The 15,218-nt window shown below is 65.6% G+C and carries 18 protein-coding genes and 1 pseudogene; 7 read left to right on the top strand and 12 right to left on the bottom strand.

Annotated features, from left to right (window positions below):
* The first annotated feature begins 169 nt into the window (after positions 1-169).
* The 4 genes from ACIQ2E_RS05125 to ACIQ2E_RS05110 all read left to right on the top strand — a co-directional run bounded on the left by ACIQ2E_RS05125 (position 170) and on the right by ACIQ2E_RS05110 (position 4,398).
* The gene (locus tag ACIQ2E_RS05125) at positions 170-1,777 is read left to right on the top strand and encodes an NAD(P)H-quinone oxidoreductase subunit 4 (protein ID WP_398327125.1); all 1,608 of its coding nucleotides are present in this window, start codon (positions 170-172) and stop codon (positions 1,775-1,777) included.
* A gap of 87 nt (positions 1,778-1,864) precedes the next feature.
* Entirely contained in the window at positions 1,865-2,224 is a 360-nt protein-coding gene (locus ACIQ2E_RS05120) for a lipopolysaccharide assembly protein LapA domain-containing protein (protein ID WP_398327116.1), read from the top strand.
* A gap of 64 nt (positions 2,225-2,288) precedes the next feature.
* Complete coding sequence (locus ACIQ2E_RS05115; protein ID WP_398327122.1) at positions 2,289-3,170, top strand: segregation/condensation protein A; 882 nt, start codon at positions 2,289-2,291, stop codon at positions 3,168-3,170.
* 46 nt (positions 3,171-3,216) lie between these two features.
* Positions 3,217-4,398, top strand: coding sequence for a sugar phosphate nucleotidyltransferase (locus ACIQ2E_RS05110; RefSeq protein WP_398327113.1), 1,182 nt, complete (start codon positions 3,217-3,219; stop codon positions 4,396-4,398).
* On the opposite strand, the gene ACIQ2E_RS05105 is transcribed toward ACIQ2E_RS05110, so the two are convergent.
* Complete coding sequence (locus tag ACIQ2E_RS05105; RefSeq protein WP_398327110.1) at positions 4,382-5,212, bottom strand: methylenetetrahydrofolate reductase; 831 nt, start codon at positions 5,210-5,212, stop codon at positions 4,382-4,384. The two genes, ACIQ2E_RS05110 and ACIQ2E_RS05105, sit on opposite strands and share 17 nt — an antisense overlap.
* A 174-nt stretch (positions 5,213-5,386) precedes the next feature.
* Here ACIQ2E_RS05105 and ACIQ2E_RS05100 point away from each other — a divergent pair, with 174 nt between their 5' ends.
* Positions 5,387-5,629 carry a response regulator transcription factor gene (locus ACIQ2E_RS05100; protein ID WP_296442587.1) on the top strand — a complete coding sequence of 81 codons (243 nt, stop codon included), beginning with the start codon at positions 5,387-5,389 and terminating at the stop codon, positions 5,627-5,629.
* On the opposite strand, the gene ACIQ2E_RS05095 is transcribed toward ACIQ2E_RS05100, so the two are convergent.
* The 10 genes from ACIQ2E_RS05095 to ACIQ2E_RS05050 all read right to left on the bottom strand — a co-directional run bounded on the left by ACIQ2E_RS05095 (position 5,608) and on the right by ACIQ2E_RS05050 (position 13,511).
* Positions 5,608-5,781, bottom strand: a complete 174-nt coding sequence (locus ACIQ2E_RS05095; RefSeq protein WP_398327106.1) for a hypothetical protein — start codon at positions 5,779-5,781, stop codon at positions 5,608-5,610. The two genes, ACIQ2E_RS05100 and ACIQ2E_RS05095, sit on opposite strands and share 22 nt — an antisense overlap.
* A gap of 28 nt (positions 5,782-5,809) precedes the next feature.
* Positions 5,810-6,328: a CYTH domain-containing protein gene (locus ACIQ2E_RS05090; RefSeq protein ID WP_398327104.1), complete on the bottom strand. Its 519-nt coding sequence runs from the start codon at positions 6,326-6,328 to the stop codon at positions 5,810-5,812.
* 30 nt (positions 6,329-6,358) lie between these two features.
* Complete coding sequence (locus ACIQ2E_RS05085) at positions 6,359-7,270, bottom strand: NAD(+) kinase (protein ID WP_398327101.1); 912 nt, start codon at positions 7,268-7,270, stop codon at positions 6,359-6,361.
* A gap of 27 nt (positions 7,271-7,297) precedes the next feature.
* Positions 7,298-7,627, bottom strand: a complete 330-nt coding sequence (gene nuoK / locus ACIQ2E_RS05080) for an NADH-quinone oxidoreductase subunit NuoK (protein WP_010305104.1) — start codon at positions 7,625-7,627, stop codon at positions 7,298-7,300.
* A complete protein-coding gene (locus ACIQ2E_RS05075; RefSeq protein WP_398327098.1) occupies positions 7,627-8,226 on the bottom strand; it encodes an NADH-quinone oxidoreductase subunit J in 600 nt (199 codons plus the stop codon). The genes nuoK and ACIQ2E_RS05075 overlap by 1 nt, the downstream gene beginning before the upstream one ends.
* Positions 8,226-8,861 (bottom strand): NAD(P)H-quinone oxidoreductase subunit I, encoded by a 636-nt coding sequence (gene ndhI, locus ACIQ2E_RS05070; protein WP_398327095.1) that lies wholly within the window; start codon positions 8,859-8,861, stop codon positions 8,226-8,228. Before ndhI ends, ACIQ2E_RS05075 begins: the two co-directional genes overlap by 1 nt.
* Before the next feature lie 63 nt (positions 8,862-8,924).
* Positions 8,925-10,043 (bottom strand): NADH-quinone oxidoreductase subunit NuoH, encoded by a 1,119-nt coding sequence (nuoH, locus tag ACIQ2E_RS05065; RefSeq protein ID WP_398327119.1) that lies wholly within the window; start codon positions 10,041-10,043, stop codon positions 8,925-8,927.
* 73 nt (positions 10,044-10,116) lie between these two features.
* Positions 10,117-11,289: a citrate synthase gene (locus tag ACIQ2E_RS05060; protein WP_398327092.1), complete on the bottom strand. Its 1,173-nt coding sequence runs from the start codon at positions 11,287-11,289 to the stop codon at positions 10,117-10,119.
* A gap of 62 nt (positions 11,290-11,351) precedes the next feature.
* Complete coding sequence (gene sixA, locus ACIQ2E_RS05055; RefSeq protein WP_398327089.1) at positions 11,352-11,909, bottom strand: phosphohistidine phosphatase SixA; 558 nt, start codon at positions 11,907-11,909, stop codon at positions 11,352-11,354.
* Between the two features lie 3 nt (positions 11,910-11,912).
* On the bottom strand, positions 11,913-13,511 hold the full coding sequence (locus ACIQ2E_RS05050; RefSeq protein ID WP_398327087.1) for a DUF3352 domain-containing protein: 1,599 nt from the start codon (positions 13,509-13,511) through the stop codon (positions 11,913-11,915).
* Positions 13,512-13,587: 76 nt separating this feature from the next.
* Here ACIQ2E_RS05050 and ACIQ2E_RS05045 point away from each other — a divergent pair, with 76 nt between their 5' ends.
* On the top strand, positions 13,588-13,932 hold the full coding sequence (locus ACIQ2E_RS05045) for a rhodanese-like domain-containing protein (RefSeq protein WP_398327081.1): 345 nt from the start codon (positions 13,588-13,590) through the stop codon (positions 13,930-13,932).
* Between the two features lie 95 nt (positions 13,933-14,027).
* Positions 14,028-15,026: an HrcA family transcriptional regulator gene (locus ACIQ2E_RS05040; RefSeq protein WP_398327078.1), complete on the top strand. Its 999-nt coding sequence runs from the start codon at positions 14,028-14,030 to the stop codon at positions 15,024-15,026.
* 3 nt (positions 15,027-15,029) lie between these two features.
* On the opposite strand, the pseudogene ACIQ2E_RS05035 reads toward ACIQ2E_RS05040, so the two are convergent.
* Positions 15,030-15,218, bottom strand: a pseudogene (locus ACIQ2E_RS05035) (tryptophan synthase subunit beta); the annotation flags it as partial.

Here is a 15,218-nt window from a genome sequence, read left to right as displayed (position 1 = left end):
TGTGTTCCCGGGGCGCTGTCCGCCCCCAGCGGTGAGCGCCCCGGGAACACACCCCTGGCCACAACGCTCTGTGTGACATCCGCCACGCCACCGATGCAGCAGCGGAAGTGATTTCTACACTCCGGCCAGAGCTGTTGCCCCGTCTGTGCATCTGGATGTCGCCACGCTCCTGGCTGCCGCTGCAGACCAGGGCCGCAGCACAGCTTTCCCCTGGTTAAGTGCGTCGATCCTGTTCCCGATCGGCGCGGCGCTCTGCATCCCGTTTGTGCCCGACAACGGCGATGGCAAACAGGTGCGCTGGTTCGCCCTGGGCATCGCCTTGATCACATTCCTACTCACGGTGGGCGGGTATCTGAACGGCTACGACCCCAGCAACCCCGATCTGCAGCTGGTGGAGAAGGTGAGCTGGCTGCCCGACCTGGGTCTGGAATGGTCGGTGGGGGCCGACGGCATCTCGATGCCGCTGATCCTGCTCACCAGCTTCATCACAGCCCTGGCGGTGCTCGCGGCCTGGCCGGTGAGCTTTAAACCAAAGCTCTTCTATTTCCTGCTGCTGGCCATGGATGGTGGCCAGATCGCCGTGTTCGCCGTTCAGGACATGCTCCTGTTCTTCCTGGCCTGGGAGCTGGAACTGATTCCGGTGTATCTGCTACTTGCGATCTGGGGGGGTAAGAAGCGCCAATACGCCGCCACCAAATTCATCCTCTACACGGCAGGCAGCTCGCTGTTCATCCTGCTGGCAGGCCTGGCGATGGCCTTCTACGGCGGCGAGATCAGCTTCAACTACACGGATCTGATGGCCAAGGGCTTCTCCGTGAAGTTCCAGCTGCTCGCCTACGCCGGCCTGCTGATCGCCTTCGGGGTGAAGTTGCCGATCGTGCCGCTGCACACCTGGCTGCCGGATGCCCACGGCGAGGCCACCGCGCCGGTGCACATGCTGCTGGCGGGCATCCTGCTGAAGATGGGCGGCTATGCCCTGCTTCGCTTCAACTGCCAGATCCTGCCGGATGGCCACGCCGTGTTCGCGCCGCTGCTGGTGGTGCTCGGGGTGGTGAACATCATTTACGCGGCGCTCACCTCCTTCGCCCAGCGCAACCTCAAACGCAAGATCGCCTACAGCTCCATCAGCCACATGGGCTTTGTGCTGATCGGCATCGGCAGTTTCAGCGCCCTGGGATCCAGCGGAGCAATGCTGCAAATGATCAGCCATGGCCTGATCGGCGCCTCACTCTTCTTCCTGGTGGGTGCCACCTACGACCGCACCCACACCCTGCAGCTCGATGAGATGGGCGGCGTCGGCCAGAAGATGCGAAAGATGTTCGCCCTCTGGACCGTGTGCTCCCTGGCCTCCCTTGCTCTGCCTGGGATGAGCGGCTTCGTGAGCGAACTGATGGTGTTTGTGGGCTTCGCCACCGACGACGCCTATACCCTCCCCTTCCGCGTTGCGATCGACGGCTTGGCGGCCATCGGCGTGATCCTCACGCCGATCTACCTGCTCTCGATGCTGCGGGAGATCTTTTACGGCCAGGAGAAAGCCGAGCTGGTGGGGCACACCAACCTGGTGGATGCCGAGCCGCGCGAGATCTACATCATTGGCTGCCTGCTGGTGCCGATCATCGGGATCGGGCTTTACCCCCGCCTGATGACCGACAGCTACAAGGCCACCATGGAAGTGCTCGTGGCCAAAGACGAACGGGCGATGAAGGCGATGAATGCCCCCGCAGGCGCCGGCTTGATCCGTCAGGCGCCGCTGAGAGCTCCAGCGCTGGCCGGATAACAAAGCCTTCAGGCTGCCGAATGAACTGGTGCGGATCTCAAGGATCTACGTAATCTTCCAGCTCAACCCCCCGGTGCATCCCGACCGATGAAGCAGCTGAACTTTCTGCTGATCTTCAGCTTCGGCCTGGCCATGGTGATGTTCACCCTCGAGAACACCGCCCCCACAACGGTGCAGTTCCTCCCGGGTCTGAGCTCCACCTTGCCCCTGGCGGCGCTGTTGCTGTTGGTTGGTGGCATCGGTGCCACCGCCGCTTGGGTGTTCGCGGTGTGGACCGGCGTGGTGAAGCGGGTGGAGAGCCAGATCAATCCGGGTGAAACCGAAGCGCAACAGGTGCGCATCCGCGAGCTCGAAGAAGATGTGCAGCGCTACCGCGCCGCCGTGGATGCTCAGCTGGGGCTGCTGCCGGCAGCCGGCGAGAGCTCAGCCCAAAGCGAAGCCCCCTGAAGGCTGCTATGGCCTGGCTTTTCAGGCTTTGAGCCGATAGGGTCGGGTGAGTGCAAGCGGACCCGTGGCCACAGATGGCGCCAGGCTGGCGATCCGCCTGTTGCAAGACGCCGCCGAACGGGGCGACCTCGATCCCTGGGATGTCGATGTGATTGCCGTCGTTGATGGCTTTCTGGATCAGCTACGCCAGCGGATAGAAGTGCCCCGGCTGGTGGCGGCCATGGGCCGCGGCGGCAGCTACGAGCAGGACCTGGCCGAAACCAGCGAAGCCTTTCTGGCGGCCTCGATGCTGGTGAGCCTCAAAGCCGAAGTGCTGGAGGCGCAAACCTTCCCGCCAGAACACCTCACCGACGACGAGTTCAGCTACGACTTTGATGCCGAGGGTCAGGGCTGGTTGCTGAGTCCTGGCGTGGAACTGCCCAGACGGCCCGAGCGCCACCTGCTGCGCCGCCCGGTAGCGCCGCCGCCCCTGCAGCGGCCTGTGACGCTCGGTGAGCTGATCCGCCAACTGGAAGACATCGCCGAACGGCTGGAGCAGGAAGAGGGCCAGCGCAGTAAACGCCAACGGAGCAAGCGCTACAGCGATCGGGCCGTGATCGAGCAGGTAGCGGCCCTGGCGCACCGCGAGAAGCTGCCGGAAACCACCGCCGCCCTCAGTCAGTTCCTGCTGCATTGGCCCCAATCGCTGGAGTGGACGGGCTTTGAAGGGCTGGTGCAGGCCTGGGCTGCGGTAGCGCCGGAGGATCTCGACAGCGATCGGGTGGGGGTGTTCTGGGCGCTTCTGTTCCTCTGCTCCCAGGGGAAGGTGGAGCTAGCCCAGCAGGGCGGCCTGTTCGGGCCGCTGCAGCTCAAGCGGCTCCTGGATGAACGCGAGAGCGTGCAACTGCCGCTGCCTGCCGAGCTGGGGTCAGCTCGGGGGCCGGCTCGGGAGCCCCTTGCTGCCTAGAGGCCTTGCGTAGGGTGGGCCAACTCACCGAAAGCTGACAGCGCCGATGAAGGCGATGATCCTGGCGGCCGGCAAGGGGACGCGGGTGCGACCGATCACCCACATCGTCCCCAAACCGATGATTCCGATCCTGCAGAAACCCGTGATGGAGTTTCTGCTCGAGTTGCTGCGGGAACACGGCTTCACCGAAATCATGGTGAATGTCTCCCACCTGGCCGAGGAGATTGAGAACTACTTCCGCGATGGCCAGCGCTTCGGCGTTGAGATCGCCTACAGCTTTGAAGGCCGCATTGAAGATGGCCAACTGATCGGCGATGCGCTCGGCTCCGCCGGCGGTCTGAAAAAGATCCAGACCTTCCAGCGCTTCTTCGACGACACCTTCGTGGTGCTCTGCGGTGATGCCCTGATCGACCTCGACCTGAGCGAGGCGGTGCGCCGCCATAAGGCGAAAGGGGCAATGGCCAGCTTGATCACCAAGCGCGTGCCCCGCGATCAGGTGAGCAGCTACGGCGTGGTGGTGACCGATAACGACGGCCGGGTGCTGTCGTTCCAGGAGAAGCCAGCGGTGGATGAGGCCGCCAGCGACATGATCAACACCGGCATCTACATCTTCGAGCCCGAAGTGCTCGACTACGTGCCGGATGGCGTGCCGTTCGACATCGGCTCAGATCTCTTCCCGCGCCTGGTGGCCGACGATGCCGCCTTCTACGCCCTGCCGATGGAATTCGAATGGGTGGACATCGGCAAGGTGCCCGATTACTGGCAGGCGATCCGCAGCGTGCTGCAGGGCCAGGTGCGGCAGGTGCAAATCCCCGGCAAAGAGGTGCGCCCTGGCATCTATGCAGGCCTGAATGTGGCCGCCAATTGGGACAAGATCAACGTGGAAGGCCCCATCTACGTGGGCGGCATGAGCCGCATTGAAGATGGCGCCACCATCATCGGCCCGGCGATGATCGGCCCCAGCTGCCACATCTGCGAGGGCGCCACGATCGATAACTCGATCATCTTCGACTACTCGCGCATCGGCCCCGGCGTACGGCTGGTGGAGAAGTTGGTGTTCGGCCGCTACTGCGTCGACCGCAACGGCGATCACTTCGATCTGCAGGAAGCCGCGCTCGACTGGCTGATCACCGATGTGCGCCGCCAAGACCATGTGAGCCCCTCGCCGCAGCAGAAGGCGATGGCCGAACTGCTCGGCACCGATCTGGCGATCAGCAGCGCGAGCTGATTCCAGCGCGCTCCAGGATCAGGGGGATGCGCTCCTCGGCCTTCACCGCCATCAAGTGCACGCCTTGGGCGATTCCTGCGTAGGCAGCAACCTGCTCAGCCGCAATACTGATGCCCTCATCAGCGGGATTGGATGCAGCCGCAAGGCGATCGATGATTGCCTGCGGAATGTTGGCGCCCGGCACCACGCGGTTGATGAAGGCGGCGTTTTTGGCCGACTTGAGCAGAAACACCCCTGCCAGCACCGGCAGGCCGATCGGGCCGGTGATCTCTCCCACGAAGCGCTTTAAGCACTCCGGATCCATCACCATCTGGGTTTGCAGGAAGCGGGCACCAGCCTGATGCTTGCGGGCGATGCGGCTCTTCAGGCCGCTCCAGCTGGGGCTCTGGGGATCGGCTGCGGCCCCGGCAAACAGCGCCGTTGGGCCATCGGCCAAAGCGCCCCCGATCGGATCCTCTCCGCGATTGAACGCCTGCAGCTGCTGCAGCAAACGCACGGATTCGAGCTCATTCACCGGCCGAGCCCCGGGCTGATCGCCGGCGCGCACGGGATCGCCGGTGAGGCAGAGCACGTTGCGAATGCCCAGGGCGTGGGCACCCAGTAGATCGGCCTGAAGGCCGATGCGGTTGCGGTCGCGGCAGGCGAGCTGCCACACCGGCTCAATGCCGTGATCGAGAAGCAACCGGCACACCGCCAGGCTGCTCATCCGCATCACGGCGCGGCTTCCGTCGGTCACATTCACCGCGTGCACCGAGTCTTGGAGGGCAAGGGCATGGGCCAGGGTTTTGCTGGCATCACCACCGCGGGGTGGCATCACCTCCGCTGTGATGGCGAGTGAGCCGACCTCTAGTGCCTGTTGCAGCAGCAAAACACCCCTGATGAGATCGGGCCATCATCAACCACCGCCCTGAGCCAGCGGCCTGTTCAGCCCTGGACTGTCCGCCTAGGGGCACTCTCCCTAGAGTGAGCGCTCAGCCTTCAGGCGTGGATGGATCTCTCGGAGCGCGAACTGGAGATCATCGACCTGGTAGCCCAGGGGCTCACCAATCAGGAAATCGGCGAGCGGCTGATGATCAGCAAGCGCACAGTGGACAACCATGTGAGCAATGTGTTCACCAAAACCGGCGCCAAAAACCGAGTGGCCTTACTGAATTGGGCCATGGATCACGGCAAGATCTGCCGCGACGGCTTCAACTGCTGCAACCTGCCTCAAGAGGGCAGCGCCAACTGAGCTCCCGCCGCCTCGGCGGCGAACTCGTGCACGAGGGATTCCAGGCTGAAGCTTCCCTCCGCCAGGTCAAACAACTCGGCGTAGGCCAGGCAATCGGCGAGGTCACGGCCGCTGAAGCGCAACAACCCTTGTTGGTCGTAAAGCCCGAGCAAAGACCCCTGCCCAATCCTTAAGAGAATCCTAAGTCTGCTGCGTCGTCAGATTCAAGAGCCACGGCCGCTGCTCTGCCTGCGGCCAGAGCTGGAAGGGGCGCTGGGCCAACGACGCATTGCTGAAGCCACCGATTCCCGTGATCTCACGGCTGCACCAGGGTGGGATCTCCACCGCGGCCTGCTCGCTCTCCAGCTCCACCTCGGCGATCACCAGCGGTGCGTTGTCGCCGGAGAACACATCCAGAACCCAGTCGCCGCCCGGGAGGTCGAGCCCATAGCGCCGCTTCAGCACCTGCGCTGCGCTGCGCTCCAGCAGGACATCGGCATCCGGCGGCGGGATGGCGTATTCGAATTCGTGGCGCGCGATGCCGCTCGCGGGATATTTGAGCGTGAGCCAAGCGGCATCGATGCCGTCGCTGCGCACGCGCAGGGTGAGGCCATCAGCAGAGCCCGCCAAATAGCCCTGCTGCAGGTTGCGGCTCCAGCGCACATGCGGCCGCCAGCCCTCCCCAGCCACCAGAAAGCGCCGCTCAATCTCAAGGGCCATGAAACTCCGGCGTGAAGGGGGCGATACCGCTCAATTGGGGGAAGGTTCGGAAGCGGTGAGGCTCCCGGCCCAGTGCAGTTTGCGGCTGAGGGTGCGGTAGTAGGAGGGGTTTTGCTCCAGCAGCACCATCAAGGCGTGGTGCGGGGAACGGCGCACATCGCAGCGATCGCCGGGCTCAAGCACGGTGGCGAAGGCACCATCGTTCCAGAGACGCACGCGCCGGCTGGCTTCGCCCAGGGGCCACACCGCCAGCTGCGCCCGTGGCGGCACCACCACCGGGCGGCTGGAGAGGCTCATCGGACAGATCGGATTGACCACGATCGCCTCCACACCGGGATGCAGGATCGGACCACCGGCGGCCATCGAATAGCCGGTGGAGCCTGTGGCGGTGGAGATGATCAGGCCATCGCCGCGGTACTGATCCACCACCTCACCATCGATCTCCAGCTCCAGCACACAAGTGGGCGACACCTCATCGAGGCCAGGCCGGAAGTAGAAGTCGTTGAGCGCGGCGTAGACCGCGTCGCTGCGATCGGTGCGGGCCTCGAGCATCATGCGGCGCTCCAGGGCGAAGCGGTCGTCGCGCAGGCGGTGCCAGAGGTCGCTCTCGCCATCCGGTCCATGGCCCTGGCTGAGCAGCTTGCGCTCATGGGTGAGGAAGCCGAAATGGCCGCCCACGTTGAAGCACAGGATCGGAACCCCTAGGGGCGCGAGGTGGCGTGCGGCGCCGAGCACGGTGCCATCGCCACCCAGCACTACCGCCAGATCCGGCGGACCACCCTCATCGGCCAGCAGGCCAGGAAAGGGGTTGGCAGTAGCACCGCTCATCGCCACCGCCACCTTCACACCCTGCTCCCGCAGGGTTTCGGCACTACGGCGAGCCTGGCGCAGGGCTGCCTGGCTGGCGGCGCGATGAATCAACCAAACGTTCTCGAGGCGCATGGCAGGTGAGCAGTGCCCCCAGCCTGGCTACCAACGCAGCAGGTTGAAGCGCTCCATGTCGACCGTCTCACGGTTGCGGTAAAGCGAGAGCAAGATCGCCAGGCCCACAGCGGCTTCTGCGGCCGCCACGGTGATCACGAAGATGGTGAACACCTGGCCGCGGATCAGCTGACCATCGAGATAGCTGGAGAAGGCCATCAGATTGATGTTCACGGCATTGAGCATCAGCTCGATGCTCATCAGCACGCGCACAGCGTTGCGGCTGTTGATCAAGCCCCACACGCCTGTGCAGAACAGGATGGCAGCCAGAGCGAGATAAGCCTGGAGGGGGACGGTGGTGGGCAGCTCGAGGTTCATCAGTTGCTCTTCTCCAGCAGCAAAGGGGTGCGGGACTTTTCGATCAGGCCCTGATCAGCGGGCTGGCCAGTGGCGATGTCAGCAGTCATCACATCGCGGCGGGCCAGCACAATCGCACCGATCATCGCCATGAGCAGCAGCACAGAGGCCAGCTCAAAGGGCAGCAGGTAATCGCTGAACAGGTGTTCACCGATGCGGATTGTGGCTTCTTCACCCACCGGCTCAGGACCAGGGGTGGCCCAGGGAGTGGTGAAGGCCACGCGCAACAGCAGCGCGAACAAGCCAGCGCACACGGCACCGGACAGCAGACGACGCACGGCCAGACCGGGGATGGCGACCAGATCTTCCTTCTTGTTCACGAGCATGATCGCGAACAGGATCAGGACGTTCACCGCGCCCACGTACACCAGCACCTGAGCGGCGGCCACGAAGCTGGCATTGAGCAGCAGGTAAAGACCCGCCACTGAGAGGAAGACGCCGCCCAACAAGAAGGCGGAATACACGATGTTGGGCAGCAGCACCACGCCCAGAGCGCCAATGGCCACCACGGCCGAGAGCACCGTGAAGCAGATCAGCTGAGTGGAGGAGGCGATGGTCATCAGGCGTTCTCCTCGCCGGCGACAGGGGCAGTCTGGCCCGTGGCCGACTCAGGCTTGGGCAGCGACTCGAGCACCTGGGCAGGCAGCTGACCAGCGCGCGGGCGCTTGGGATCCACACCATGGGGATCAAGCTCGCCCTTGGGCAGATAAGCCAGCTCGCGCAGGGGGATCACGGCCGGATCGCTGGTGACGCTGGTGGGCAGACGCCCCAGGGCGACGTTGTCGTAGTTGAGGCTGTGGCGATCGAAGGCGGCCAGCTCGTACTCCTCGGTCATCGAGAGGCAGTTGGTGGGGCAGTACTCCACGCAATTGCCGCAGAAGATGCACACCCCGAAATCGATCGAGTAATTGCGCAGCTCCTTCTTCTTGGTGGCTTTGTTCATCACCCAATCCACCACCGGCAGGTTGATCGGGCAGACGCGCACACACACCTCACAGGCGATGCACTTATCGAATTCGTAGTGGATGCGGCCCCTGTAGCGCTCCGAGGGAATCAGCTTCTCGTAGGGGTACTGCACCGTGATCGGTCGCCGGCGCAAGTGGTCGAACGTGACCGACAAGCCCTGGGTCAGGTAGTTCGCTGCACCCACCGCGTCGCGGGTGTAGTCACCGACTTTCTTGAGGAACCCGAACATGAAGGGGTGAGCAGGGGCGAAAACGCCGGCACCATGATGGCCCGGCCAAACGGGGGTAGGGGCTCAGCCGCCGAAGAAGGCGGGGAAGGCGAGCTTGAGGCCGGCGGTGACGAGCAGGTTCACCAGGGCGATGGGCAACAGGAACTTCCAGCCGAGATCGAGCAGTTGGTCGATGCGCACCCGGGGCACGGTCCAGCGCAGCAGGATCGCGAAGAACACGAGCAGGTAGGCCTTGAGCACGGTCATCACGATGCCGGTGGTGGCGGTGATCACCTGCACCAGCGGGGCATCGATCGGCTGACCGGTGAGGTTCACGATCCATTCCACCGGCAGGGGGAAGCCCCAGCCACCCAGGTAAAGCACCGACACCAGCAGGGCCGAGAGCACCAGGTTGATGTAACTGCCCAGATAGAAGAGGGCGAACTTCATACCGGAGTACTCGGTCTGGTAACCGGCCACCAGCTCCTCTTCAGCCTCGGGAAGGTCGAACGGCAGGCGTTCGCACTCCGCCAGGGCGCAGATCCAGAAAATGACAAAACCAACGGGCTGGCGCCAGATGTTCCAGCTGAGGATGCCGGCACCGGTCTGCTGGTCAACGATGTCGACCGTGCTGAGCGAGTTGCTCATCATCACCACCGCCAACACCGCCAGTGCCAGGGGGATCTCGTAAGAGATCGACTGAGCCGCCGCGCGCAGGCCGCCCAGAAGGGAGTACTTGTTGTTGGAGGCGTAGCCAGCCATCAGCAGGCCGATCGGCTGGATGCTGCTCAGGGAGATCCAGAGAAAGATCCCAACGCCCACATTGCTGATCAGCAAGTTCTGGCCGAACGGCACCACCAGCCAGCTGAGAATCACCGGCACCAGCACCAGCACCGGGCCAAGGGTGAACAGCAATCCATCGGCGCGGGCCGGGATGATGTCTTCCTTGAACAGCAGCTTCAGGCCATCGGCGAGGGGCTGCAGGATGCCAAGGGCACCGGCGTATTCGGGGCCGATGCGCTGCTGCACAGCGGCGGAGATCTTGCGCTCCAGCCACACGTTCACCAGCACGCCCACCACGGCGGCCACCAGCACCAGGAGCATCGGCAGCGGCAGCCACAGCAGGTGTGCCGCCCCCGGCGACAAACCCAGACCCTGCAACAGGTCGGTGAAGCTGGCCTCCAGGTCGAGGCCGGCGCTCACGACGGCGGGATTGGCAAACACCATGGGTGGCCTGTGGATGGGGGCAACTTAAGCGGCCGCAGCCGCAGTCGGGTCAGCGGGCTTCCAGCGGTGCCCAGCCGCGACCGGTGGAGCCGGTGTAGATCTGCGTGGGGCGGTAGATGCGGTTGGCACCGAGCTGCTCTTTCCAGTGGGCCAGCCAGCCAGCGGTGCGGGCGATGGCAAAGATCGGGGTAAACAGATCCACCGGGATGCCGAGCTTGCGGTACACGAGCCCTGAATAAAAGTCCACGTTGGGGTAGATGCCCTTGGGGCCAAGCCGCACGGCGGCAACCTCCTCGAGCTTGCGGGCCAGGTCGTAGAGGGGGTCGTGACCGAACTGATCAAAGAGCTGCTCCGCCAGCTTCTGGAGGATCACCGCCCGTGGATCCTTCACCTTGTATTCACGGTGGCCAAAGCCCATGATCTTGCGCTTCTCGGCGATAGCCCGATCCAGCCAGGGCTCCACCTGGTCGGCAGTGCCGATGCTGTCGAGCATCTCGAGCACGTCTTCGTTGGCACCGCCATGCAGCGGGCCGGCGAGGGTGCCCACCGCTGAAGCCACCACCGCATAGGGATCGGTGAGGGTGCTGGCCGTCACCCGGGCGCTGAAGGTGCTGGCGTTGAGGCTGTGCTCGGCGTGCAGGATCAGGCAAGCATCAAAGATGCGGGCCGCCAGCGGGTCGGGCTCCCGCTCCGTGAGCATGTAGAGGAAATTGGCCGCGTAGGGCAGATCGTCGCGGGGCTGGATCGGATCCTGGCCTTTGCGGATCAGCTGGAACGCCGCCACCATCGTGGGGATCTTGGCGATCAGGCGCACCACCGCCGAGACGATGTACTCCGGGTTGTCGAGGGCGCGGCGCGAATAGAACAGCCCGAGCGATGCGGCACTGCTCTGCAGCGCATCCATTGGGTGCCCCTGGGAGGGGAAGCACTTCATCATGTCGCGGATGCGGAAACTCACCCGCCGGTGCATCTGCACCTCGTGCTCAAACTCACGCAGCTGAGCTGAGGTGGGCAGCTCACCCCAGATCAGCAGGTAGGTGGTTTCAAGGAAGGTGCTGTGCTGCGCCAGCTCCTCCACGCTGTAGCCGCGATAGGTGAGCCGGCCCCGCTGGCCGTCGATGTCGCACACCGACGACTGCGTGGCCGGCACACCCTCTAAACCAGGGCGATAGGGCGGAGCTTCAGCCCTCAAACCAGCCTCAGCCGGTGCTGCACTCACCATGGCGGCATCCACCCAAACCGTTTCGGCAACCTAAGGCGGCTGAGCGTCGCACTTCAGTGCCATCAGCCACCGGATGGCGGCATCTGGCGCCGGCCCAGCAAAACCCGAGGTGGCAGGAGCAGCTCCAAACGGGCGCTACCCAGCAGGCCTGCCTGGGGTGGTTTGGGCCACTGCAACAGCGCGGCACCAGCCTTCTTGAGCTGCAGTGCCTCGGGGGCCATCGCCATCGGAACCCCGATCAACAGGGCCGCGAGGGTGCTGAGGTCGGGTTCGTGGCCCACGAGCGCCAAGCGGCGCCAGGAGGGCCGCGGCGACACAGGCCCCAGCCAACGCTCCAGCAGCGGCAGGGGATCGGCCAGGGGCGCGAGGGCTGCTGCCAGCTCCAACTCCGGCGCCAGGCCCGCTTGCACGGCCAGCTCGGCGGTCTGGCGGGCCCGCACCAGCGGGCTGCTCAGCACCAGGTCACAACCGAGATCCAACTCCACCAGCTGACGCAACTGGGCCATGGTGCGCTCCCGGCCTTCGGGGGTCAGCGCCCGCTGGGGGTCGTCCATACCCTCGGCGCGCTCCTCGGCGATGCCGTGGCGCAGCAGCAGCAGCTCACGTTTGCGCGGGGCCATCGATCAACCCTTGAACTGCAAAAGCCCCCGCAGCCTCAGGGCACGGGCCGGCGGGTCGTCGCTCTCCAGGCTGAGGGCTGCTCCATCCACCAAGGGGGTGAGGGAGCTGCTCGAGAGGGCGCTGACCAAGCGCCAGGGCTGCCAGCCAGCCAGCAACTGCTGGGCAGTCGCGCCATCCATGGCCCATTGCACGGGGGCCTTGGGCGTGCCCAGGTTCTCCAGCTGCTCGAGCCGCTCTGCCGGAGCGTGGCGGCCCTCATCCTGTTGATTGAGCAGGCTGAGGCCCTGCCCCCACCAGGCCCAGTTGGCCTGCAGGGAGCGGGCGCCGGCCAACTGGGCCTGCAGCTGATCGGGATTGCCCTTCACGGGCTTGGCTTGGAGCTTCGTCCAGGCCTGCACGGTCAAACCTCGGCTCTGCAGCGGTGAGCTGCTGTAGCCCTCGGCCGCCAGGGCCGCATCGAGCTCCTCCAGCGGCGGCTGCTGCGCCGTGGTTCCCAGCAGCCAGGCCTCGCCCGACTGGGCCCAGAGCAACGGCCCCTGATCGGCTGAGGCCACCAGGGCTGGCAGCGCGGCGGGCAGACGCTCCAGGGCGCTACGCAGCACTGGGCCCAACAGCTGCGCCCAGGGATCGGGATCGGTGGTTTCCAGCAGGCGAGCCGGCTCACTCACCACAGCCAGGCTGCTGGCAGGCACCTGCAACTGCTGGGCCAGGGCAGCCGGTGGAGCGGACAGAGGCGGCAGGGGCTCTCGCAGTTGGGTGAGGGCATCGAGTTGCAACCCGCGGCCCGAAGGGCTCAGCGCTGCCACCAGCTCCACCGCAGCCCCGGGATCTGCACCATCCACCACCGGCAGTCCCAACCACCGCTCCATCGCCTGGGGGCGGGCCGTGAGCAGCGCCACGCCATGCCCCAGCCGCGCCACGGCCTGCTGCAACTGCAGGCTCGCAGCCTGATTCAGCTCATCGATCTGCGATACATCGAGGGCCTGCTCCAGCACGCCGCGGCCCGAGGCGATCAGCACCAACTCGTCGTTGATCAGAGCGGTGGCGAGGGGCTGCGGGTCCTGCCCCAGCAACGCCCCGCGGCCGCTGATCAAGCCCATACCGCGGTAGCTGCTGATCTGCAGATCGGTGCCAGCCAAGCTGCGGCTCTGCCAGAAGCGCTGCAGGAAGCGGCGGGCACCTTCGCTATCGCGGCTGAGCAGTGCAAGCACCCATCCCGGCTGCTCCGGCGCCCCGGGCGGGGTGAGCAGAGCAAAGCTGCTCTCACGGCCCAACCAAGGGGCGAGTTCGCTGGCGTAATCCAAGCCAGCGGCGGCAAACGCACCATCCCGCAGGCGATCAGCGGCGGCGGCGGCCTGACGCCGTTGGCGCGGTGCCGCCACTGCCCGGGCGTAGGCCGCAGGCTGCTCGGGTGTGAGCAGCCAATGCAGGCTGAGCGGTGCCGTACGGGGCACAAAGCGGGCCGCCAAGGGCAGCTCCAACCGATGGTTCTGCAAACCAAGCGGACTGCGTTGCCAGAGCACCGACCAACCCGCTGCTCCCAGACTCAGCAACGCGAGAGCGGCCGCCAACACTGCCGCCAGGAAGGGGCGGGCCTTCATCCGTTGCCTGCAGGACTGGCCTCATCTTTATGCATGGCGGCAGTGTTTGGCACCCCGACAGGCCTAGCTTCTGGCGATGAGTACCCCCACACCGCTCCGCGCCCAAGATCTGCTGCATCGGCTCCTGGCCGGCGAGCCTCTGCAGCTGGTGGATGTGCGTGAGCCGATGGAGCTGGAGCTGGCACGGCTGAGCCAACCGGTGATTCACCTGCCGCTGAGCGAATCAGAGCGTTGGATCGGGTCCCTACGGGAGGTGCTGGATCCTGATCAAGATGTGGTTGTGCTGTGCCATGCGGGCGTGCGCAGCTGGCAATTCGGCTGCTGGCTGATGGAAGCCCAGGGGTTTCCCCGGGTGTGGAACCTGCACGGCGGCATCGACGCCTGGAGCGTGGAGGCCGACCCGAGCGTGCCGCGCTACTGAGCGCCTGAAACGGACACCACAACCAGACTCCTGAAACCCTGAAACAACGACAGCGCTCCTACGATCCGCGCACGTCTGCAGCAGCCGTCGTTCCCGTGCAGCCATTGCCCCGCCGGCAAGAGCAAGTGCTGCAGGCAACCGTGCGCCACTACGTGGACACCACCGAACCGGTGGGGAGCAAAACCCTGGTGCAACGCTTCGGCCTGGAGGCCAGCCCCGCCACGATTCGCTCAGCGATGGGGGCCCTGGAGCAGCGCGGCCTGCTCACCCAGCCCCACACCTCAGCCGGCCGAATCCCGAGCCCCCTGGGCTACCGGCACTACGTGAATTGCCTGTTGCCTGCACCGGGAGCGGCCGTGAGCCAGCTGCAGCGTGAGCTGATGGGGCTGAGCCTGCAATGGGCTGCCTTCGACGACCTGCTGCTGCACCTGGCCCGCCGGCTGGCGGATCTCACCGGGCTGCTGAGCCTGATCACCCGGCCGCAGCAGGGCACCCCAGCCCTGCAGGCGATGCGGCTGGTGCCCTGCGGCGACCGGCTGCTGGTGTTCCTGGTGGAGGACGCCGCTGCCGCCGCCAGCCTCAATCTGCGCCTACCAGCCGCCGCCGCCGCCGAACTGGGGCCGCTGGAGCGCTGGCTGTGCGAGCAGCTCAGCCGCGGACAACTCGACTGGAGCGGCCTCCCGCCGCAGCTGCAACGCAGCGGTGCCCTGGTGCGCCAGGGACTCAGCAGTCATGCCCAGGCCCGCAGCGGTGCCAGTTCTGGTGCGGTGGCCATGGGGCTGGGCGGCCTGCTGCGCCAGCCGGAATTCGAGCGCAGCGACAGCCTGCGGCCGCTGCTGCAACTGGTGGAAGAAGCCCCCCAGGAGCTGCTCGAGAGCGAACAAGCCCAGCACCCAGAACGACTGGGCGTCTGGATCGGAAGCGAACACCCCAACCCTGCGTTACACCACTGCGCCGTGGTGCAGGCGCCCTACAGAACCGGCAGTGGCGCCCAGGGCCAGGTGGCCCTGGTGGGACCCATGCGGATGGCCTACTCCACCGCTCGCGCGGCCGTACAGGCGGTGGCCTCCAGCCTGGAGCGGCTGCTGAGCTGAGCCTCAGCCGCCAAGGGCGCTGCCGAGCTTGTCGGCCACGGTGTTCACGTCTTTGTCGCCGCGACCGGAGAGATTGAGCACCACCTCAGTGCCCGGGGCGAGGGTGGGGCAGAGCTTGTCGAGCCAGGCGAAGGCGTGGGCCGTTTCCAGGGCGGGGATGATCCCCTCCAAACGGCAGAGGAGCTGCAACGC

Origin of the sequence: Vulcanococcus sp., from assembly GCF_044369115.1 — a bacterium.
In the GTDB taxonomy this organism is placed as follows: domain Bacteria; phylum Cyanobacteriota; class Cyanobacteriia; order PCC-6307; family Cyanobiaceae; genus Vulcanococcus.
This window is presented reverse-complemented; position numbering and strand designations above follow the sequence as displayed.

Bases quoted from the DNA above. Each gene is read 5' to 3' on its own strand.
- ACIQ2E_RS05120 (WP_398327116.1), top strand. From the start codon at position 1,865: ATGAAGCAGCTGAACTTTCTGCTGATCTTCAGCTTCGGCCTGGCCATG.
- ACIQ2E_RS05110 (WP_398327113.1), top strand. From the start codon at position 3,217: ATGAAGGCGATGATCCTGGCGGCCGGCAAGGGGACGCGGGTGCGACCG.
- ACIQ2E_RS05105 (WP_398327110.1), bottom strand. From the start codon at position 5,212: ATGCCACCCCGCGGTGGTGATGCCAGCAAAACCCTGGCCCATGCCCTT.
- ACIQ2E_RS05100 (WP_296442587.1), top strand. From the start codon at position 5,387: ATGGATCTCTCGGAGCGCGAACTGGAGATCATCGACCTGGTAGCCCAG.
- ACIQ2E_RS05090 (WP_398327104.1), bottom strand. From the start codon at position 6,328: ATGGCCCTTGAGATTGAGCGGCGCTTTCTGGTGGCTGGGGAGGGCTGG.
- ACIQ2E_RS05085 (WP_398327101.1), bottom strand. From the start codon at position 7,270: ATGCGCCTCGAGAACGTTTGGTTGATTCATCGCGCCGCCAGCCAGGCA.
- nuoK (WP_010305104.1), bottom strand. From the start codon at position 7,627: ATGAACCTCGAGCTGCCCACCACCGTCCCCCTCCAGGCTTATCTCGCT.
- ACIQ2E_RS05075 (WP_398327098.1), bottom strand. From the start codon at position 8,226: ATGACCATCGCCTCCTCCACTCAGCTGATCTGCTTCACGGTGCTCTCG.
- ndhI (WP_398327095.1), bottom strand. From the start codon at position 8,861: ATGTTCGGGTTCCTCAAGAAAGTCGGTGACTACACCCGCGACGCGGTG.
- ACIQ2E_RS05060 (WP_398327092.1), bottom strand. From the start codon at position 11,289: ATGGTGAGTGCAGCACCGGCTGAGGCTGGTTTGAGGGCTGAAGCTCCG.
- sixA (WP_398327089.1), bottom strand. From the start codon at position 11,909: ATGGCCCCGCGCAAACGTGAGCTGCTGCTGCTGCGCCACGGCATCGCC.
- ACIQ2E_RS05050 (WP_398327087.1), bottom strand. From the start codon at position 13,511: ATGAAGGCCCGCCCCTTCCTGGCGGCAGTGTTGGCGGCCGCTCTCGCG.
- ACIQ2E_RS05045 (WP_398327081.1), top strand. From the start codon at position 13,588: ATGAGTACCCCCACACCGCTCCGCGCCCAAGATCTGCTGCATCGGCTC.